The organism is Massilia sp. P1_C10 (genome assembly GCF_056406475.1).
The window spans coordinates 517,034-536,494 of record NZ_JBFUAC010000001.1 but is presented as its reverse complement, the minus strand read 5'-3'; the positions used below and the strand labels follow the sequence as shown (position 1 = coordinate 536,494).

The 19,461-nt window shown below is 64.1% G+C and carries 20 protein-coding genes and 1 pseudogene; 7 read left to right on the top strand and 14 right to left on the bottom strand.

The annotated features are described in order from the left end of the window. Positions 1-12 precede the first annotated feature (12 nt). Both AC1D02_RS02550 and AC1D02_RS02545 read right to left on the bottom strand, forming a co-directional pair. A pseudogene (locus tag AC1D02_RS02550) lies at positions 13-270 on the bottom strand (DeoR family transcriptional regulator); the annotation flags it as partial. A gap of 131 nt (positions 271-401) precedes the next feature. Next, entirely contained in the window at positions 402-650 is a 249-nt protein-coding gene (locus AC1D02_RS02545) for a hypothetical protein (protein WP_477313381.1), read from the bottom strand. 214 nt (positions 651-864) lie between these two features. Here AC1D02_RS02545 and AC1D02_RS02540 point away from each other — a divergent pair, with 214 nt between their 5' ends. Next, a complete protein-coding gene (locus AC1D02_RS02540) occupies positions 865-3,072 on the top strand; it encodes a S9 family peptidase (RefSeq protein ID WP_477313379.1) in 2,208 nt (735 codons plus the stop codon). Positions 3,073-3,160: 88 nt separating this feature from the next. On the opposite strand, the gene AC1D02_RS02535 is transcribed toward AC1D02_RS02540, so the two are convergent. From AC1D02_RS02535 to AC1D02_RS02510, 6 genes are all read right to left on the bottom strand, one after another. Continuing rightward, positions 3,161-3,340, bottom strand: a complete 180-nt coding sequence (locus AC1D02_RS02535) for a CsbD family protein (protein WP_477313377.1) — start codon at positions 3,338-3,340, stop codon at positions 3,161-3,163. Between the two features lie 156 nt (positions 3,341-3,496). Continuing rightward, positions 3,497-3,679 carry a CsbD family protein gene (locus AC1D02_RS02530; RefSeq protein WP_477313375.1) on the bottom strand — a complete coding sequence of 61 codons (183 nt, stop codon included), beginning with the start codon at positions 3,677-3,679 and terminating at the stop codon, positions 3,497-3,499. Between the two features lie 72 nt (positions 3,680-3,751). Beyond that, positions 3,752-4,375, bottom strand: coding sequence for a class I SAM-dependent methyltransferase (locus AC1D02_RS02525; protein ID WP_477313373.1), 624 nt, complete (start codon positions 4,373-4,375; stop codon positions 3,752-3,754). 60 nt (positions 4,376-4,435) lie between these two features. Continuing rightward, positions 4,436-6,454 (bottom strand): M13 family metallopeptidase, encoded by a 2,019-nt coding sequence (locus tag AC1D02_RS02520; RefSeq protein WP_477313371.1) that lies wholly within the window; start codon positions 6,452-6,454, stop codon positions 4,436-4,438. A 70-nt stretch (positions 6,455-6,524) separates the two neighbouring features. After that, positions 6,525-8,579, bottom strand: a complete 2,055-nt coding sequence (locus tag AC1D02_RS02515; RefSeq protein WP_477313369.1) for a M13 family metallopeptidase — start codon at positions 8,577-8,579, stop codon at positions 6,525-6,527. 34 nt (positions 8,580-8,613) lie between these two features. Next, the gene (locus AC1D02_RS02510; RefSeq protein WP_477313367.1) at positions 8,614-11,241 is read right to left on the bottom strand and encodes a M1 family metallopeptidase; all 2,628 of its coding nucleotides are present in this window, start codon (positions 11,239-11,241) and stop codon (positions 8,614-8,616) included. A 256-nt stretch (positions 11,242-11,497) separates the two neighbouring features. On the opposite strand from AC1D02_RS02510, the gene AC1D02_RS02505 reads away from it, so the two are divergent. The 3 genes from AC1D02_RS02505 to AC1D02_RS02495 all read left to right on the top strand — a co-directional run bounded on the left by AC1D02_RS02505 (position 11,498) and on the right by AC1D02_RS02495 (position 12,558). Next, positions 11,498-11,776, top strand: coding sequence for a flagellar protein FliT (locus AC1D02_RS02505; RefSeq protein WP_477313365.1), 279 nt, complete (start codon positions 11,498-11,500; stop codon positions 11,774-11,776). Positions 11,777-11,968: 192 nt separating this feature from the next. After that, positions 11,969-12,235 carry a type II toxin-antitoxin system Phd/YefM family antitoxin gene (locus AC1D02_RS02500; protein WP_477313363.1) on the top strand — a complete coding sequence of 89 codons (267 nt, stop codon included), beginning with the start codon at positions 11,969-11,971 and terminating at the stop codon, positions 12,233-12,235. Next, positions 12,232-12,558, top strand: coding sequence for a type II toxin-antitoxin system RelE/ParE family toxin (locus AC1D02_RS02495; protein ID WP_477313361.1), 327 nt, complete (start codon positions 12,232-12,234; stop codon positions 12,556-12,558). Before AC1D02_RS02500 ends, AC1D02_RS02495 begins: the two co-directional genes overlap by 4 nt. A 324-nt stretch (positions 12,559-12,882) precedes the next feature. Here the strand turns inward: AC1D02_RS02495 and AC1D02_RS02490 are convergent, their stop codons facing one another. Further along, entirely contained in the window at positions 12,883-13,872 is a 990-nt protein-coding gene (locus AC1D02_RS02490; protein WP_477313359.1) for a type IV pilus assembly protein FimV, read from the bottom strand. A 113-nt stretch (positions 13,873-13,985) separates the two neighbouring features. Here AC1D02_RS02490 and fumC point away from each other — a divergent pair, with 113 nt between their 5' ends. From fumC to AC1D02_RS02475, 3 genes are all read left to right on the top strand, one after another. Next, positions 13,986-15,374, top strand: coding sequence for a class II fumarate hydratase (fumC, locus tag AC1D02_RS02485; RefSeq protein ID WP_477313357.1), 1,389 nt, complete (start codon positions 13,986-13,988; stop codon positions 15,372-15,374). 54 nt (positions 15,375-15,428) lie between these two features. Then, entirely contained in the window at positions 15,429-15,647 is a 219-nt protein-coding gene (locus AC1D02_RS02480; protein WP_477313355.1) for an RNA-binding S4 domain-containing protein, read from the top strand. A gap of 134 nt (positions 15,648-15,781) precedes the next feature. Beyond that, positions 15,782-16,066 carry a DUF883 family protein gene (locus AC1D02_RS02475; RefSeq protein ID WP_477313353.1) on the top strand — a complete coding sequence of 95 codons (285 nt, stop codon included), beginning with the start codon at positions 15,782-15,784 and terminating at the stop codon, positions 16,064-16,066. Positions 16,067-16,155: 89 nt separating this feature from the next. Here the strand turns inward: AC1D02_RS02475 and bufB are convergent, their stop codons facing one another. The 5 genes from bufB to AC1D02_RS02450 all read right to left on the bottom strand — a co-directional run bounded on the left by bufB (position 16,156) and on the right by AC1D02_RS02450 (position 19,461). Then, positions 16,156-17,763: an MNIO family bufferin maturase gene (gene bufB / locus AC1D02_RS02470; protein WP_477313351.1), complete on the bottom strand. Its 1,608-nt coding sequence runs from the start codon at positions 17,761-17,763 to the stop codon at positions 16,156-16,158. 18 nt (positions 17,764-17,781) lie between these two features. After that, positions 17,782-18,045 carry a BufA1 family periplasmic bufferin-type metallophore gene (locus tag AC1D02_RS02465; RefSeq protein WP_477313349.1) on the bottom strand — a complete coding sequence of 88 codons (264 nt, stop codon included), beginning with the start codon at positions 18,043-18,045 and terminating at the stop codon, positions 17,782-17,784. A gap of 92 nt (positions 18,046-18,137) precedes the next feature. Further along, positions 18,138-18,329, bottom strand: coding sequence for a YjfB family protein (locus AC1D02_RS02460; protein WP_477313347.1), 192 nt, complete (start codon positions 18,327-18,329; stop codon positions 18,138-18,140). Positions 18,330-18,383: 54 nt separating this feature from the next. Further along, complete coding sequence (gene mobB / locus AC1D02_RS02455) at positions 18,384-18,902, bottom strand: molybdopterin-guanine dinucleotide biosynthesis protein B (RefSeq protein WP_477313345.1); 519 nt, start codon at positions 18,900-18,902, stop codon at positions 18,384-18,386. Further along, on the bottom strand, positions 18,889-19,461 hold the full coding sequence (locus tag AC1D02_RS02450) for a general secretion pathway protein GspB (RefSeq protein WP_477313343.1): 573 nt from the start codon (positions 19,459-19,461) through the stop codon (positions 18,889-18,891). Before AC1D02_RS02450 ends, mobB begins: the two co-directional genes overlap by 14 nt.

Genomic DNA, 19,461 nt, shown 5'->3' with positions numbered 1-19,461 from the left:
AAAACAGCGGAATCAAGCCGAAACGATCACCACCTGCGCGGCCTTCAGCGCATTCGCCAGTTCCGCCGGCAGCTCGCTGTCCGCCACCAGGGTATCGGCCAGCGCTAGCTCGCCGATCTTGTAAGCTGACGCGGCGCCCAGCTTCTCCTTCGACGCCAACACTACCGTTTCCGCCGCGTGCTGCGACAAGGCGCGCTTGATATAGGCCTCCTCCAGATCGCCGGTGCTGAATCCAGCATCCTGGTGCACCCCGGTCACGCCCATGAAATACTGATGGTGATACTCGTCTGATGATTGCTCGCCAAAAGCGTTTTCAGTGCGACACTAACGTCAATTTTCCGTGTCGATTTTGGATATTCATTCCCTTGGCGCGGCTCCACTAACGAGATCCTTTCGGCGGCTCACAGCCCGACAATTTCTGCCGTGATTGTGTCGTCGGCATCGAATAACCCGATGCTCTCATGTCTGGTCCTGGCGTTTTCCGCAACGATCAATAGGGCCAATGCATTACGCAACACCTGTGACTTCTCCATTTTGGTTCGGGATGCCAATTCCTCGATCGCATCCAGCACTTCCTGCGTGACGGTGAGTTCCAGGCGAGCTGGCCTTTTAGCATCTTCCAGTTGCAATTCAATCGATTTCGCCGACATGTTGACCACCTCTAAAGATCCATCTCCTACATCAGACTAGTTCACGCACAGACGGCGCGCAATGGTCATGCGTTTTCTGCGGCTCCCAAAATTAGGAGCAGGCTCGACAGAGTGTTCCCCCCCCCCCCGCGCGGCCGTAATTACAGCTTTTCGCATCCGACTCTGGTATCGTCTCGGGGTTGTTCCAGTTCAACCATAATTCCGAGACCACACCATGCGCTTTTCCCTTTGCCTCATTGCCGCACTGTTGGCCGCTCCCGCATTCGCCGAGCGCCTGACCCTGGACCGAGTTCACGCCGACCCGGCGCTGTCGGGTCCGGGCGTGCGCAACCTGCGCGTGTCGCCCGACGGCGAACACATCACCTTCCTGCGCGGCCGCGAGGACAACCAGTTCCAGCTGGACCTGTGGGAATTCAACATGAGGGACAAGACCACGCACCGCCTGGTCGACTCCAAGCTGCTGGTGCCGAATGAATCGCTGTCGCTGGAAGAGAAAGCGCGCCGCGAACGCGCGCGCACCGCCAGCCTGTCCGGCATCCTCAATTACAGCTGGTCGCCCGACGGCAAGCAGATCCTGGTGCCGATCGCCGGCGACCTGTACCTAATCGAGGCGGCCCATCCCGAGAAGGCGCGCAAGGTCGCCTCGGGCAACGTCGCCGATCCGAAGATCTCGCCGAAAGGCCGCTACGTGTCGTTCGTGCGCAACCAGAACCTGGTGGTGATCGACCTGACCACCGGCGCCGAAAAGCAGCTGACCACCGATGTCAAGGACACCGTGCATAACGGCGAAGCCGAATTCGTGGCGCAGGAAGAAATGGGCCAGCGCACCGGCTACTACTGGGCGCAGGACGATTCCGCGATCGCCTACAAGCGCTTCGACGAAGCCCAGGTGCCGGTGGCGCGCCGCTTCGAAATCTTCGCCGACCGCACCGACGTCGTCGAACAGCGCTACCCTGCCGCGGGCGATCCGAACGTGGTCGCCGAGCTGTTCATCGTGTCGCCGGCCACCGGCGTGCAGCGCAAGGTCGACATCGGCGCCGACAAGGACATCTACCTGGTGCGCGCCGACTGGTCGGCCGACAGCAAGACCCTGGTCTACCAGCGCCAGACGCGCGACCAGAAGCGCCTCGACCTGATCGCCGTCGACGCGGCCACCCTCGCGCAGCGCACCCTGCTGACCGAAACCTCGAAGACCTGGGTCAGCATCCACGACGACCTGCGCTTCCTGAAAAACCAGAACGCGTTCCTGTGGTCGTCCGAGCGCACCGGCCGAAATCACCTGTACCTGTACGACATGAACGGCAAGCTGCTGCGCGCCGTATCGAGCGGCGACTGGGGCATCGACAACGTCCAGGCGGTCGACGAGAAAACCGGCCGTGTGTTCGTCGCCTCGAACCGCGACGCCGTCGTCGACAAGCAGATCTACTCGCTCGCGCTGGACGGCAGCACCGCCAACAAGCCGACCCGCATCACCAAGGCCGACGGCTGGCACGACGCGGCGTTCGCGCGCAACGGCGAAGTGTTCGTCGACACCTTCTCTGATCCGTCGACGCCGCCGCAGGTGTCGATCCGCCGCCCGGACGGCTCGATGGTCGGCTGGCTGCAGCAGAACGAACTGAACGCGAACCACCCGTACGCCAAGTACAAGGCCGACCTGCTGCCGACCGAATATGGCACGCTCAAAGCCAACGACGGCCAGGCGCTGTACTACTCGATGATCAAGCCGGCGAACTTCGACGCGACCAAGAAGTATCCGGTGTTCCTGTACACCTACGGCGGCCCGCACTCGCAGCAGGTGCAGCGCAAGTGGGACAACCAGTTCTACCAGTACATGGCGCAGCAGGGCTTCATCGTGTTCCGCCTCGATAACCGCGGCTCTTCGCGGCGTGAGCGCCAGTTCACCGACGTGATCTACAAGGAACTGGGCAAGCACGAAGTCCAGGACCAGGTCGCGGGCATCGACTGGCTGGCCAGGCAGTCCTTCGTCGATCCGAAGCGCATCGGCGTGTTCGGCTGGAGCTACGGCGGCTTCATGACCTTGCGCCTGCTGTCGGCGGCGTCCGACAAGATCGCGATGGGCGTGGCGGTGGCGCCGGTGACCGACTGGTCGCTGTACGACACCCACTACACCGAGCAGTTCGTCGGCGCGACGCCGAAATCCGATCCGGATGCGTACAAAAACAGCGGCGTGTTCACGCACCTCGACGGCCTGAAGTCGCCGCTGCTGCTGGTGCACGGCATGGCCGACGACAACGTCCTGTTCACCAACACGACCAAGCTGATCGACGGGCTGGTCAACCGCAACATCAAGTTCGACCTGATGACCTACCCGGGCGCCAAGCACGGCATCTCGTCGCGCGCCGGCCAGCGCCACGTGTACGGCACGATCGAAGCGTTCTTCAAGAAGCACATCGGCGGTTGATGCCCCGGGGGTTAGGTCCAGCGAACCGGACCCCCAGCAACAAAAAAAGCCGCGAAACTCGCGGCTTTTCTATTTCATGCGGACCGGATCAGTTGGTCGCGTCCTTGATCACTTCTTCGGCGTCGCCCAGCTTCTTCTGGGTCTTGCCTTCGACCTGGTTGGCCAGGCCTTTGGCCTGCTGCTCGGTGCTGCCGACCAGTTTGCCAGCTTCTTCCTGAATTTTGCCGCCGATGTCTTTCAGCTTGCCGTTGACTTGGTCTTGATTCATGGTGATCTCCTTGGGTTGGTAAGCGCATGCCGGAATCGCCATGCAGTGAAGCCAGAATACCGCGCGCAGCCAAGCTCTTCTGTTCGTGAACGAACGCTCTGGTCAATAAAAAAACAGCCGCGAAAATTCGCGGCTGCGGTTTGAGTCCTGCTTCGATCAGCGATTGCCGCGATCCTTGATGATTTCCTTCGCATCGCCGGCTTTTTCCTGCAGCTTGCCTTCAGCCTGCTTCGCCAGTCCCTCGGCCTGTTGCTTGTTGCTGCCCACAACCTTGCCGACTTCCTCCTGGATCTTGCCGCCGATGTCTTTCGCCTTGCCTTTAACCTGGTCCTTGTTCATCTGGATCACCTCCTTCCGCGATTAGCAAGGCTCCACCTTAAGGCGCATCCCTCCCCCCACTCTGTTCGCCATTTAACGCACCGGCTTACGCCAGACGCTCGCCAGCCACGGTTGCTGTTCGCGCGGCAACCCGGCCGGCCGGTAGTAATGATGCACGTGGGAAAACCCAGCTGCCGTCAGGTATTGCTGCCACATATCGAAATCGTAATGGCTGCCGTAGCGCGGGCCGTGCCAGCCCTCTTCGTTCTGGCCGCGCGGGTTGGAGCTGAACAGCACGCCGCCCGGTTTCAGCGCCGCGTACAGCTCGCCCAGCACTTTCGGCAAGGCGCGGCTGGGCACGTGGAACAGCGAGGCGTTGGCGAAGATGCCGTCGAACATGGCGGCCGGCAAGTCGAGGTGAACGAAATCCTGATGCCACACTTCGCAGCCGCTGTAGGCGCGCGCCATGTCGACGAAGTGTGCGGCGCCGTCCAGGCCGATGGCGCGGTGCCCGAGCGCGCTGAAGGTCTTCAGGTCGCGGCCGGGGCCGCAGCCGAAATCGAGGATGGTGAATGGCGGCGCCGCTTCGATCGCCTTCAACAGCGCGTCGATGTTCTGCGACACGTCGTGATCGATGGTGCCGGCAAAAAACTGCTGCGCGTTGCGCTCGTAGTGGTCGAGGGTGCGGCGGGTGATGTCGTCGAGGTCGTCGGTCATGGGCTTCCAGGGATATGGGGGTCTGGTCCTGCGGACCTCCCCCCATTTTGCCCTAAACCCTTACCACACGCGCACGCGGTCCGCCGGCGCCAGGTACAGCCCCTGCCCAGGCTTGACGTCGAATGCTTCGTACCACGCGTCGAGATTGCGCGCAGTCGCGGCGCGGTACGCCGACGGCGAATGGCCGTCCGACAGGATGCGCTGGCGCATCGCCGGCTCGCGCATCTTGTTGCGGTTCTTCAGCGCGTTACCGATGAAGAATGCGCGGTCGCTTTCGACCGTCGCCTTGCCGCCCATCGCCGCGCGGTAGGCTTCGTAGGACGCGCCCATGCCGGCCAGGTCGGCCAGGTTTTCGCTCAAGGTCAGGTTGCCGTTGACGGCCAGGTCAGGGAAAGGCTTGTAGGCCGAATACTGCGCCACCAGCCTGGCCGAAGCGGCCTTGAAGTGCGCCAGGTCTTCCTTGGTCCACCAGTCGCGCAGGCGGCCCTGGGCGTCGAACTGCGCGCCCTGGTCGTCGAAGCTGTGGCTGACTTCGTGGCCGATGGTGGTGCCGATCGCGCCGTAGTTGTGCGCGTCCGACGCCGCCGGATCGAAGAACGGAGGCTGCAGGTAGCCGGCCGGGATGTTGATCGCGTTCTGCATCGGCATGTTGACCGCGTTGATCGTGTGCGGCGACATCGCCCATTCGGTGCGGTCGACCGGCTTGTGCAGCTTGGCGAACTGCTGCGCGGTGCGGAACTCCTCGGCGCGCATGGCGTTGCCGAAAGCGTCGCCCGGCTTCACGTCGAGGCCCGCGTAAGACTGCCACTTGTCCGGGTAGCCGATGCCGACGTACAGCGTATTGAGCTTGGCGTGGGCCTGGGCGCGCGTCGCCGGCGCCATCCAGTCAAGCTTGTCGATGCGCTTGCCGAAGGCGGCGATGATATTGGTCGCCATCTGGCGCACCTTCGCCTTGTGCTCGGCGGGGAAGTAGCGGTCGACGTACATGTGGCCGACCGGCTCGCCCAGCGCGCCGCTGGTGGCCGCCAGCGCGCGCTTCCAGCGCAAGGTCTGCTCAGGCGTGCCGGAAAGCGCCTTGCCATAGAAGGCGAAGCGCTGGTCGGCGAAAGCCTTCGACAAGGTCGGCGCGAAGTGGTTGATGTGGTGGAAGGCGAGGAAGTCCTTCCAGGTCGCCAGGTCGGTCGAGGCGACCAGCGCCGCGGCGCCCTTCACCGCGGACGGATGCCAGACGATGAACTTCTTCTGGTCGCCCAGTTTGGCGGCCTTGAACAACGCCGGCCAGTCGATGCCGGGCGCGTTGGCGCTGAAGTCCTTCAGGGTCCACTGGTTGTTGGCCTTCAGGACGTCGGCCGAGTCTTCGCGGCTGGCGTGCGATTTGGCGATCGCCATTTCCAGCGCCATCACCTTCGCGGCGCGCGCTTCGCTGTCGGCGTAGCCGGCCAGCGCCAGCATCGCGGCGATGTGCTGCTGATACTTGGCCCGCAGGTCGGCCATGCGCGCGCTGTCGGTCAGGTAGTAGGCGCGGTCCGGCATGCCCAGTCCGCCCTGCAGGATGTACGGCACGTTGTGCATTGGGTCGTTCAGGCCCTGCGCGATCCACACGCCGAACAGGTTCTCGGTGAAGAAGTTGGTGGCGTTGAGCGGGTCGACGTCGGCGCGCAGCGAGGCGCCGATCGCGCGCTGCAGCGCGGCCTTGTCCTTGATGGCGTCGATCTTCGCCAGCGTCGGCTTGAGCGGCGCGCCGCCCTTCGCTTCGATCGCCGCTTCATCCATGTAGCTGCTGTAGAAGGCGGCGACCTTGCGCGCTTCGGCGCTGGCCTTCGGATCGGCGGGCACCGCTTCGATCAGCTTGAGGATGCGCGCATTGGTTTCCTCGGACATCACGGAGGTCGCGCCCCACGCCGCGCGGTCGGCGGGAATATCGGTCTTGGCGATCCATTCGCCGTTGACGTAGTTGTAGAAGTCGTCGCCCGGCAGCACGGTCATGGCGGCTGGTTTGGTGTCCTGGGCGAGCACGGGGTTGCACGCCAGCGCGGCGAGCACGATGGCGGTCTTGATCGGGGTCCAGCGGATGTTCATTGAGGTCTCTCGGCGGGGAAACGGTCTGACCCGAAGTGCGGATCAGACCCAGGTGTTGCGGTTTATTGATTTACCAGACGCGCACGCGCTCGGCCGGCGCCAGGTACAGCGACTGGCCCTGCTTCACGCCGAACGCGTCGTACCACGCGTCCAGGTTACGGACAGTGGCCGCGCGGTACTGCGACGGCGCGTGGCCATCGGTCATCACCTGGCGGCGCATCTGCGCTTCGCGGATCTTGCTGCGCTCGCTGTGCGCGAAGCCGAGGAAGAACTGCTTGTCGCCTTCGGCAGTCGCCTTGCCGCCCAGCGTGGCGCGGTAGGCGTCGTACGCCGCGGCCAGTCCGGCCAGGTCGGCCAGGTTCTCGCTCAGCGTCAGCTCGCCGTTCACGTTCAGGTCAGGGAAAGGCTTGTAGGCCGAATACTGCTTTGCCAGCTTGGCCGAGGCTTTCTTGAAGTGCTCCATGTCTTCCTTGGTCCACCAGTCGCGCAGCTTGCCCTGGGCGTCGAACTGGGCGCCCTGGTCGTCGAAGCTGTGGCTGATTTCGTGGCCGATCACGGTGCCGATGGCGCCGTAGTTGGTCGCGTCGGACGCCTTCGGATCGTAGAACGGCGGCTGCAGGATCGCGGCCGGGAACACGATCGCGTTCTGCAGCGGCATGTTGACGGCGTTGACCAGCTGCGGCGGCATCGACCATTCCGACTTGTCGATCTTCTTGTGCAGCTTGGCCAGCTCCTGCTTCGTGTGGAACTCTTCGCCGCGCACCACGTTGCCGAAGGCATCGCCCTTGACCACCTTCAGCGCGTCGTACGAATCCCACTTGTCCGGATAGCCGACGCCGACGTACAGGGTCTTGAGCTTTTCCTGCGCCTGCGCGCGGGTGGCCGGCGCCATCCAGTCGAGCTTCTCGATGCGCTTGCTGAACGCGGCGATGATGTTGCTGACCATCTGCTTGATGCGCGCCTTGTCTTCGGCCGGGAAGTTCTTCTCGACGTAGACATGGCCGACCGGCTGGTCGAGCGCGGTGTTGGTGGCGGCCAGCGCGCGCTTCCAGCGCACCGACTGCTCCGGGGTGCCCGACAGGGCCTTGCCGTAGAACGCGAAGCGCTGGTCGACGAAGGCCTTCGACAGGTTCGGCGCGAAGTGGTTGATCTGGTGGAAGGCGAGGTAGTCCTTCCAGGTCGCCAGGTCGGCGCTGGCCATCAGGGCCGCTTCGCCGGTCGCGGCGCTCGGATGCCAGACGATGAACTTGTCCTGCCCCTTCAGGCCGGCCGCGTCGAAGAAGGCTTTCCAGTCGATGCCGGGCGCCTTGCTGGCGAAGTCCTTCATGGTCCAGGTGTTATTGCCCTTCATGACGTCGGCCGAATCGGCGCGCGTGGCGTGGGTCTTGGCGATCGCCGTCTCCAGCGCGAAGATCTTCGCGGCGCGCGCATCGCTGTCGGCGTAGCCGGCCAGCTTGAGCATCGCGGCGATGTGCTGCTGGTACTTGGCGCGCAGGTCGTCCATCTTCGGATTCTGGTCCAGGTAATAGGCGCGGTCCGGCATGCCCAGTCCGCCCTGCAGCAGGTAAGGCATGTTGCGCGATGTGTCGGTCAGGCCCTGGGCAATCCAGACGCCGAACACGTTCTCGGTGAAGAAGTTGGTGTTGTTGAGCGGGTCGACGTCGGCACGCACCGAGGCGCCCAGCGCGCGTGTCAGCGCGGCCTTGTCCTTGATCGCGTCGATCCTGGCCAGGATCGGCTTGATCGGCGCGGCGCCCTTCGCTTCGATCGCCGCTTCGTCCATGAAGGTGTGATAGAAGGTCGACACCTTGCGCGCTTCGGCCGTGGCGTTCTTGTCGGTTTCGATGGCGTCGAACATCTTCACGATGCGCTGGTTGGTGTCCTCGGCGATCGACTGGAACGCGCCCCAGCTGCTGCGGTCCGCCGGGATCTCGGTCTTGTCCAGCCACTCGCGGTTGGCGAAGGTGAAGAAATCGTCGCCCGGCAGCATGGCCATGTTGGCCTGCTTTGCGGCCGGCGCCGGCTTGGCGGCCGGCGCGGGAGCCTGCGCAAAGGCCGGCGCGAGCGAAGCGCCGCACAGGGCGAGGCTGACGGCGGTCTTGATTGGAGTCCAGCTGGTGTTCATGGTGTCCCTTTTCTTATGAGTCGATTGCGGTATTTTATTTCAATGCGGCGCGCAGCTGCGGCCACAGGCGCGCCTTTAGTGCGGCGCGGGTGCGGATGGCGTTGGAGACGCGCTGCGCTTCCACCAGCGCGTCGGGCCCGAAGTGCTGCTTCACATAGGCTTCGAGCATGTCGGCGTGCGCCGGGTTCGACGAACTGGAGACGATATTGCCGAACGCGTGGTTCTGCCCATACGTGTCCTGGCTCTTCATCAGCGCCTCGCGATGGGCCACGGCGAACGCCCAGGCCTGGTCGATATGCTCGTTGGCCGCGACCGACGGCACGACCCACATCGTCGCCTGCGCCGGCAGGTCCGGCGACAAGGCCAGCTGCAGTGTGCGCGCGGCCAGTGCCGGATCCTGCGCCTTCGACAGCGCATTGCTGAAGCGGCTGCGCTCTTCCGAGCTTTCGGTGCGCAGCGTGCGCGTTTTCAGCGCTTCGTAGGTGGCGGCGTCGGCGTAGCGGCCGGCCACGCCCAGCACGAAGCCGATCATCGACGGGCTGACGCTGGATGGATCGGCCAGGTAGCGCGCGAAGCGCTTCTGGCCTTCGGCGATGGCGGCCGGGTCGCCGGCGCGCGCCAGCGTAGCGGCCATTGTGGCGCGCAACTGGCGCTCCTCGACAGTGTCGCCGGGCTTCTCGTCCCAGCCCAGCTTCGCGAACTTCGGCGCGATCAGGTCGATCATGAAGCGGCGCACGCGCGGCCGCTCCGCTTCGCCCAGCGCGAGGTTGTCGAGCGTGGTCAGGTTGTTCAGGATGGCTTCCCACACCGACAGGCGCGGCTCGTCGCCGTACTTGGCGACCAGTTTCAGGTAGCCGTCCAGCTGCATGCGGTCGGCCATGACCATGCCCCAGGCGTCGGCCTGCAGTTTCAGGCGCGTGGTGTCGGGCAGCTTGGCCACCTGCGCGGCCAGCGCGTCGAACGAGGCCTGGTCGTACTGCACGCGGAAGAAGCCGACGCTCATCGGATCGACCACCAGCGCGTCGTCGCAACCGCCCTGCACCACCGTGGTCGAGGCGCCGGACAGCAGGGTGTAATACGCCTTGCCGCCGACGGTGCCGACCTGCACCGGCACGTTCCACAGGCGCTGCTCCTTGGCCGGCTCGTCGAGGCGGAACTGCTCCTGCGACAGCGTCACCTTGCGCTTGCCGCCTTCGCACGCCTGCGCCACCTTCACCACCGGGAAGCCCGGCTGCGTGGTCCAGTCGGAAGCGAGCTTCTCGACAGGCTTGCCGGACGCCTTCTCCAGCGCGGCCCACAGGTCGGCGCTGGTGGTGTTGGAGTACTGGTGCTTGGCCATGTAGGCGCGGATGCCCTTGCGGAAGTGGTCCTCGCCGAGATAGGCCTCGAGCATGCGCAGGAAGGCCTGGCCCTTGCCGTAAGTGATGCCGTCGAAGGCGTTGGCGGCCTGCGCCTCGTTCAGGACCGGCGTCTGGATCGGGTGCGTGGTCTTGCGCGCGTCCAGGTTCATCACGCCTTCACGCTCCACCTGGACATCGAGGTAGGGACGCCACTCGGGATGGAAATGGTCGGTCGCCTTGGTCGCCATCCAGGAGGCGAAGCCTTCGTTGAGCCACAGGTTGTCCCACCAGGCCATCGTCACCAGGTCGCCGAACCACTGGTGCGCGACCTCGTGCGCGTTGACGCCGAAGGTGCCCTGCTTGACCCGGTCGGGACTCTTTTTCGGATCGTACAGCAGCGCCGTGTCGTTGTAGACGATGCCGCCCCAGTTCTCCATCGCGCCGTTGATGCCGCCCGGGATCGCGATCTGGTCGAGCTTCGCCAGCGGATACGGCACGCCGAAGTAGTTGTTGTAGTAGCGCAGGACGTCGCGCGTGACCGCTAGCGGATAGGCCGCGGAAGCGAGCTTGCCCTCGGTGGTGACGATGCCGATGTCGACGCCGTCCTGTTTGGCGGACAGGCGTTCGAGTTCGCCGGCGACCAGCACCACCAGGTAGCTCGGCATCTTCGGCGTGACGCCGAACCAGATGCGCTGCAGGCCGCCCTCGAGCTTTTCCTGCTTCTCGACCGGGGTGTTGGAATAAGCCTTGAAGCTGGCCGGCACGTCCACGGTCAGCTTGAAGGTGGCGCGGAACGACGGCTCGTCCCAGGTCGGCAGCATGCGGCGCGCGTCGGTCGGCTCCATGGTCGTCGCCAGCATCTTCTTGTCGACGCCGTTGGCCTTGTACGCCAGGTGGAACATGCCGCGGCCCTCGCGGTTGATCAGGCCATGGAATTTCAGCGCCAGCTTGTAGCGCCCCGGCGCCAGCGGCCGCTCGAGGCGGAACGTCAGGGTTTCCTGCTCCTTGTCGATGTGCGGCGCCAGTTTCATCTCGCCGATATCCTTGCCGGCCAGGGTGGCGCCGTCGATCTCGATGTTGACGGCGTTGAGCATGATCGTCGAGGTCGCGCTCAGGACCTCGATTTCGACCGTCTCCGAGCCGAGGAAGGTGTTGTCGGCCAGGTTGGGAATCAGGTGGGCGGCGTATTGCAGCGGGATCACGTCTTTCGGCAGCTTGCCGGGCGTGGCGCTGAATTTGTAGGGGGCTTCGGCATGGGCGGCGAAGGTGGCGGCGGCCAGCGCTACGCCGGCGGCCAATCGCTTGGCAGGAAACTGTCTCATGGGATCCTTGTTGTTTTTGAAAGTCAGGTTGGCATTATTAGTGCAGCGTGCACTGTAACCGAGCCCAGGCGGTGCATGTCCACAAATGCGACAAACTGCAAAAACCGGGGCCAGAGCGTCGAAATCGCGGAATGGCGGGGACGGGTAACAAATTGAAAGAATTTTCAATTATTTTTCAAAATCCCCTAAAGTTCGCTTCGCGGGGGCCGTTATGTAGGGACACGCGGTACTCCGCCCAAACCAAGATGGTGCAAGAATGACATCAAACGACGTACTCAACATGTACGAAAGCCTCGCGGGACTGACAGCCAAGATGTCGCTGGCAGCGCAAGCAGGTGATTGGACTTCGCTGGCCTCACTGGAAAAGCAGTGTGCGACCCATGCCAAGACGGCCGAAGCGGGCGTGCCTGCCCTGTCGGGTGCATCGCGCCTGCGCAAGATCGACCTGCTCAAGCAGATCATGGCCAACGACCGCGCCATCCGCGACGTGACCGAGCCATGGATGAACAACGTGATGGCGGAAGCGGCGCACTAAGCGCTTGCTGCCACCTATATAGAAAGCGCCCTGCGGGGCGCTTTTTTGCATTTCTGGGCTGTGCTCCTGCGGACCTGACCTCATTTTTGTCGCTGCGCCTGGCTCGGCCGCGCGGTGCCTGGCGAACTTGAAATGAGACCAAATATGGACTATATTTAGCCGTATTCGATATACACGGCAGGAGAAACTGCAATGACACTCGCGAACCAAATCAAGCCGATTTCATATCTAAAGAGCAATGCGGCCGACATCGTGAAAAATTTCGCGACCAATCCAGAGCCGCTGATCATCACTCAGAACGGCGAAGCCAAAATGGCAGTGATTGAAATCAATCAGTACGAGAGGCAACAAGAGCAGCTCGCGCTTCTTCGTCTGATCGCTTTTGGCCGAAAAGAATATCAAGCTGGTAATTACACGGATGCCCAGGCCTTTTTCGACGAAATGGACAAAGAGGAATGACCCGGCAGGTCATCATTCTGAATGTTGCCAAGCCCGACTTCCGAGAAATCAAAACGTATGTGAAGGCTCAGTTCGGTAATGCAGTTTGGAACGACGTTAACGAGGAACTCAAAAACGTAATTCATAGCATCGCCATGAATCCTGAAGCTGGCAAGGAGATTGAAGAGCTGAGGGAGTTGGGACAAGAGAATTTTAGAACAAGACTGGTAAGACAGACCAGGATTGTCTATGAATACAATGACAAGGAAGTGTTGATCCACATGTTGATTCACACGAAGCGAGACTACCGTGCTCACCTGATGCAGCGGCTGTTTAACGTGTAGCTATTTTCGCGTGTCCGTACCGGCAAACAAAAAAGCACCCCGGAGGGTGCTTTCGTGGAATTCTGGAAGGCGAACACCAGGTATCTCCTGGCGTCGCCTCTTGGCCGGTTGCATCCGGCGCCTGCGCGACATTGTCGCCGCACAGACCGCTTCCAGGACAGGCGTTTCTTCAACGGTCACCTGGTTGTCGCGCCACGCTATCGGTGGTGGCTGCGCCAGGCCTCTGCCCTGTTTTTTGCGGTCCCTCAGGACCACGAAACCGAGTATAGCCGAAAAAGCAATCTTGTGTAGACAAATTTTGAAATTATGCAAAATTTCGCATAATCACCCCGGCACGGCCTCCGCTTCGGGCTCCGGAGCGGCCTCCACTTTTGCTGCCGGCTTGAGTCGGTCGCGCACGCTGGCGATGAAGCGCGGCACCGCGGCCTGGGATGCAACCTTTGCTACCTTGACCCTCTTCTTGCGTTTGCCGCGCATGACGAAGGCCAGAACGCCGGCCAGCGCCAGCATGATGACGCCGGCGATGGCGATGAACAGCCATGGCGTCGCCCCGGCCGGCTTCTTGACCGGCTCGCCCATCGGCGCCAGCTTGGCCGGCAGCGGCTTGGCGGCTGGCGAATGCGGCTTGACCACCGGCGCCGGTTTCGGCGCAGGCGCTGCGCTCGCTTCCAAGGCCGCCCCCAGGGTCTTCACTTTCTCTTCCAGTTCGACGATGCGGCCGCTCAGCGCGGCATTCTTGGCATCGAGCAGCGCGGCGGTGCGGATCTGGGCCGCGGTGAACGGCTGCGCAGCCGGCGCGGCGCGCACCACAGGCGGCGCGACTGCGACCGGCGCCGGCGCCGTCACGGGAAGCGGAGCCGGCGTTCTGGCTACTGCCGCAGCGGGAGCCGCGACTGGTGCGGGCGGCGGCGGCGGAGCCGGATTCGGATCGGGCGTGAACCACAAGGTCGCCTGGCGCACCGAGCGCTGGCCGTTTTCCGTCAGCGCGAAGAAGATCAGCAGATGGTCCGCATCCACCGTTTTGCCCGAGGAGATGTGAATGAAGCGCTTGCCGTCGCGGCGGATCAGGGTGATGTTCAGCCCCGCCAGCGCCGGATGCATGGCGACATTCGCGCCGATGTACACGTCCGGGTCGGCCACCGCCGCCTGCACCGAGGCGGTGTCGCTGGCCAGGCCGGTCAGCTCGATGTCGGCCGACAGAGGTTTGCCGATGTAAGAGCGCACCAGGGTGTCGCCCAGCTCCACCGCGTGCGCGCAGCAGAACAGGCCGGACAGGATGATGGCGCCGAGGCGCGCAACGTGGCGATGAAACATGTGGTGGAACCGATCAGCGGTGACAATTGGACATCAAAAAAAGGGACTTCCAGAGTCGTTAACGAGCGTTGGAGTAAACTCTTTAATCCGAGCCCTCAAAAACAGGATGTGAAATGGACAGCAGGATTGAAAAGGACAGTTTCGGCCCGATCGACGTGCCCGCCGGCCAGCTGTGGGGCGCGCAGACCCAGCGCTCGCTGGAACATTTTCATATTTCTACCGAACGCATGGCGCCGGAGCTGATCGCCGCACTGGCCGAGGTCAAGCGCGCCGCCGCCCAGGTGAACCGCGAACTGGGCCTGCTGAAGGACGAATACGCCGACGCGATCATCCAGGCCGCCGACGAAGTCCTGGCCGGCGACCACGCGGGCGAGTTCCCTCTGGCCGTCTGGCAGACCGGCTCCGGCACCCAGACCAACATGAACATGAACGAGGTGCTGGCCAACCGCGGCTCCGAGCTGATGGGCGGCGCGCGCGGCGAGGCACGCCTGCTGCATCCGAACGACCAGGTCAACATGGGCCAGTCGTCCAACGACATCTTCCCGACCGCGATGCACGTTGCGGCGGCGCTGGCCGTGTCGCAGCAAGTGCTGCCGGCGCTGGCCCAGTTGCGCGGCACGCTGAAAGCGAAGGCCGCGGCGTTCGCCGACATCGTCAAGATCGGCCGCACCCACCTGCAGGACGCCACGCCGCTGACGCTCGGCCAGGAGTTTTCCGGTTATGCCGCGCAGCTGGAATACGCCGCGCAGACGATCCAGGGCGCCCTGCCAGGCCTGATGCTGCTGGCGGCCGGCGGCACCGCGGTCGGCACCGGCCTGAATGCGCATCCGCAGTTTGCCGCGCGCATCGCCGACGAACTGGCAAAGCGCACCGGCGCCGGCTTCCGCTCGGCGCCCAACAAGTTCGCCGCGCTGGCCGGCCACGATGCGCTGGTCGCCGCGCACGGCGCGCTGAAAACGCTGGCCACCGCGCTGATGAAGATCGCCAACGACGTGCGCTGGATGGCGTCAGGTCCGCGCTCGGGCCTGGGCGAAATCACGATCCCCGAAAATGAGCCGGGCAGCTCGATCATGCCGGGCAAGGTCAACCCGACCCAGTGCGAGGCGCTGACGATGCTGTGCTGCCAGGTGTTCGGCAACGACGTCGCAATCACCGTCGGCGGAGCCTCGGGCAATTTCGAGCTGAACGTGTTCAAGCCGATGATCGCCCATAACTTCCTGCAAAGCGCGCGCCTGCTGGCCGACGGCATGCGCTCGTTCGACGAACACTGCGCGCACGGCATCGAGCCGAACACCGCGCGCATCGCCGAGCTGATGGAGCGCTCGCTGATGCTGGTGACGGCGCTGGCGCCGCATATCGGCTATGATCGCGCCGCGCAAATCGCCAAGCTGGCGCAGCACGACGGCCTGACCTTGAAGCAGGCCGCGCTGCAGTTGGGCTTCGTCACCGAGGAACAGTTCGAGCAATGGATCGTGCCGATCGACATGACGCGCCCCGGCTAAAAACGGGCACAAGTGTGCGCGTTCTAACCAACAATCAATATTCACAAGGATAAAATGCAACAACTAACTTTCGAATTGACCTCGGAATTTATCGAGGTCAACCAGCTTTTGAAATTGTCGGGACTGGTCGACAGCGGCGGCGCGGGCAAGAACTTGGTCGCCAGCGGCGCGGTCAAGGTCGACGGCAAGCAGGAGCTGCGCAAGACCGCGAAGATTCGCGCCGGCCAGACGGTCAGCCTGGGCGATGTGCGAATCAGCGTGATTGCCGGCTGACGCAGTTCCCTGCGCGGCCGCATCCCCAGGTTAGGACAGCGGCGCGCGGGCCCTCACATTTGCGGCGACACAAGGATGGATGGGCTTGCTTGCTTATATCATAAGACGTGATCAACCGCCCCAAGGTGAGCGACATGAACAGGCCCGAAGAGAGTCCCCAAACGCAGGAACGACTGATCGGCGATTTGCGCCTGGTGATCCAGAACGCGGAAGAATTGCTGAAGAACACCGACAACTACACCAGCGTGCTGTATCAGAACGCGCGCGAAAAGCTGGCGCTGGCCTTGAACGCGGCGACCGAGGAGCTGACGCGCTTCGAAGACGCGCAGCTCGAACGCATGATCATCGCCACGCATGAAGCGAGCGCGCAGCATGACGAAACGAGCGGCGAAGCGCTGATCCTGCGCGCGTTCCACTAGCTTCAACCGGGGTCTGGTCCCGCGGACCTGGAAGGAGTCGAGCCTCGTAAGGCTCGACCGTTCCGCAGGAGCGAAGCTCCTCCGCTTCGCTAAACCCCTGCTCCACCCCCATTTTCGAATACTCCCAGCCTTAACCACTCCCCCAAATTCGCCGCGACATCGAACTCCTCGTCGATGTCGAACGCCGCGTCGAGCCCTTCGCCAAACGTCCCACCCGACGCCAGTTCGCTAAGCGCCGCATGCGCGGCAGCGCCGATTGCCACCAGCTCCGCCTTCCACTTCGGCCGCGCGACCAGTGCATGACTCGGCTCCGCCATCTGTTCCGGAAACGCGATACCGCCCGGCTGGTGCGCCTGCCACAACTGCACCACCGCCCACTCGGATGCGAGCAGCGCGCACGCCGGATGCAGCTTGAAGCGCGCCGACTCGAGCTGCTCCGGCGCGCCCAGATCAGCGGCGCCGATCGCCTCCACATCGGCCGCAAAATGTGCGCGGTGCAGCGCCCATTCCAGCCGCGCCATATCCGGCAAGTACGGATACTCCGCCACGTGCGCGCAGCTTTCCAGGAATTGCGCGAACGTCGCGCCGAAGCGATTCAGGTCGGCGTCCTCGGACGGATGCGCCATGCCGTATTCGCGCGCAAGGCCGCCAAAGAACTCCGCCCCGACCAACTCGCGCAGCACCGGATAGGCTGCCGCCAGCGTCTTGTCCCACGTCGCTACCAGATTGCCGCGATAGATCGCCAGCCGCTCCTCGCCGCCCTTCAGACGCGCGACAACCGGCCCGGCGGCGTCGGGCGAAAACAGCGCGTCCGCAAACTGCTGCTGGTGCGCCGCCAAGTCGCGGCGCGCTTCTGCCGTAACCGCGATGATCGTTTGCGCGGCGGGACGAACCCGGACTGCGCCGGCGATCGCCTCCGCCTTGCTCACTTCATCCAGCAAAGTGGCAAGCGGCGGTATATCGGTATCCCATTCGACCAGCGTCGGCACTTTGCCGAAGCGTTCAAGCGCGCCGCGGTACAGCTCCCACACGGGCTGCGCCACGGCGGCCCCGTGGTGGTCTATCACGGCGGCCGGCGTCGCCAGGTGCCCGGCCAAGTGAATTTCGCCGACGGTGCCGGGCGCGATCGCGGCCAGCGCGGCATACGCGTCTTCGCCGTGATTACACTGGTTGACGTACAGGTTGTTCACGTCGAGCAGCAGCCCGCATCCGGTGCGCCGCGCCAGCGCCGCCATGAATTCGGCCTCGCTCATTGCATCGTCGCGAAAGCGCACCAGCGCCGAGACGTTTTCCAGCAGGAGGGTGCGGCCCAGCGCCAGCTGCACGCGTTCGACCCGTTCGGCCAGCAAGTCGAGGGCAGCGTGATCCAGCGTGATCGGCAAGAGGTCGTTGAGATTGCGGTCGTGGACGGCGCCCCAGCTCAGGTGCTCGGAGACCAGGAAGGGTTCGATGCGCTCGGCCAGCAGGCGCACGCGTTCGAGATGATGCTCGGAGAAGCCGCGCGCCGAGCCGAGTCCGAGGCCGACGCCGTGCAGGCTGACCGGATAATCGCGCCGCAGTTGCCGCAGCACGTGCCAGTCCCAGCCCGATTGGGCGATGTAGTTTTCAGTATGGACCTCGAGCCAGCCGACGCGCGGCCGCTGCTCGAGGAAGTCGCGGTAATGCGGAACGCGCAGGCCGACGCCGACTCCAGGCATCGCGCCCTCGCCCGCCGCTTACTTCTTCGGCGCCGCCAGCTTGCCGCCGACTTTTTCGCAAGTGCCCTTGGCGACGAACTTCCAGTCGGCCAGGCCATTGTCGACCTTTGCATCGCCGGCGCATCCGTGCGCGCCGTCGGACGACGAGCAGTCGTTCTGGCCAGCCTTGGCGACGCCGTAGCATTTTTCCTTTTCGGCCTTGGCGGTATCGGCGGCGGATGCGGCGCCGGCGGCGCAAACGGAGGCGATAGCGGCGGCGATGATGGCGTGGCGTTTGGTCATTGTTCTGTCTCCAAGGTGAAAAGGCGATTTTACACGCAAAAAAAAACGGCGCCTCCTTCCGGATGGCGCCGGCTTCTTGCCGCGTTCTTGAATCAGGCCTTGGTATTGATCGTGTTACCGAGGTGCGACGGCAGGCTCTGCACGCTCTGCGCCGGCTGGATCGCGTCGATCAGCTGCGTGGCCGTCGATACCGCGATATCCTGCGCTTTTTTCTGCACGGCGAACTGCACGTCCTGCCTGGTGCCTGTTTCAGCCATGTTCGTTGCAGTCTTTGCAATGTCCATTCAATTCTCCGGTGGGGGGCGTCTACCTCGTTATCGGAGCGATCGGCGAAATCTTTAGCCCTCGGCGCCGATCCGGCCATTGAGCCAGCTCAAAACCGCTTCGGGCGCATTCAGGTCGAGCCACGCGGTGGATTCGCGCACGCCGTCGGGCCGCGGCGCGTCGGACGCCACCGCGACTACGTTCGCGTCGTCCGGATACAGGGCCGGCTTGCCCAGCGACGGCCGGAACACCTCCAGCTTCGGGATCGGCTCCCACTTGTAGCCTTCGACCAGGGTCAGGTCGGCCGGCGCCAGGCGCGCGATGTGCTCGGCCAGCGACGGCTCCTCCGCGCCGCGCAGTTCGCGCATGATCGCCACGCGGTACGGCGACGCCAGCATCACCTCGGCCGCGCCGGCCATGCGCAGGCGCGCGCTGTCCTTGTGCGGCGGCTCGAGCAGCACGTCGTGATGGCTGTGCTTGATGACGTTGACGCGCAATCCGCGCGCGGCCAGCCGGCCGACCAGGAATTCGAGCAGCGTGGTCTTGCCGCTGCCGGACCAGCCGACGACGCCCAGGGTCTTAGTAAGGGACAAGGTAACGATATCCTTTGTAATTCATGACCGCCGCCTTGGGCTGCAGTTTTTCCAGCACCAGTCCGGGCGCCACCTCCTCGCCTTCGTGGCGCAACGCCTTGTCGACCAGGATCAGGCGATCGGCCGGGTTGGCCGAATACATGTAGCCGCCGAACGCCACCTGCGGCACCGAGCGCTGGATCGCATCCGGCAGTTCGCGCAACAACGGCAAGCGCTCTTCCGCCGGCGCCGCGGGCTTGACGACGGGCGGCGCCGGCTTCGGTGCGGGCGCCGACGGCGGCACCACCGCCAGCGCACGCGGCGCCGCGACCACGACGGGCGCTGGCGGCGGTGTCGGAATCACGGCCGCCGGCTGCGGCGATACCGGCGCCTGCATGCGCCACACGCCGACAGCGACGGCCAGCGCCAGCGCGACGCCGCCGATCGCCAGCCACGGAAGGCGGCGCCTGCGCGCCGCTGGCACGGACGCGGCGCCCAGCGGCATCGCCTGCAGCGTGGGTGCGCTGCCCAACTGGCGCTCGGCCTGCGATTTCTTGAGTGCTTCGAGAATGTATGACAT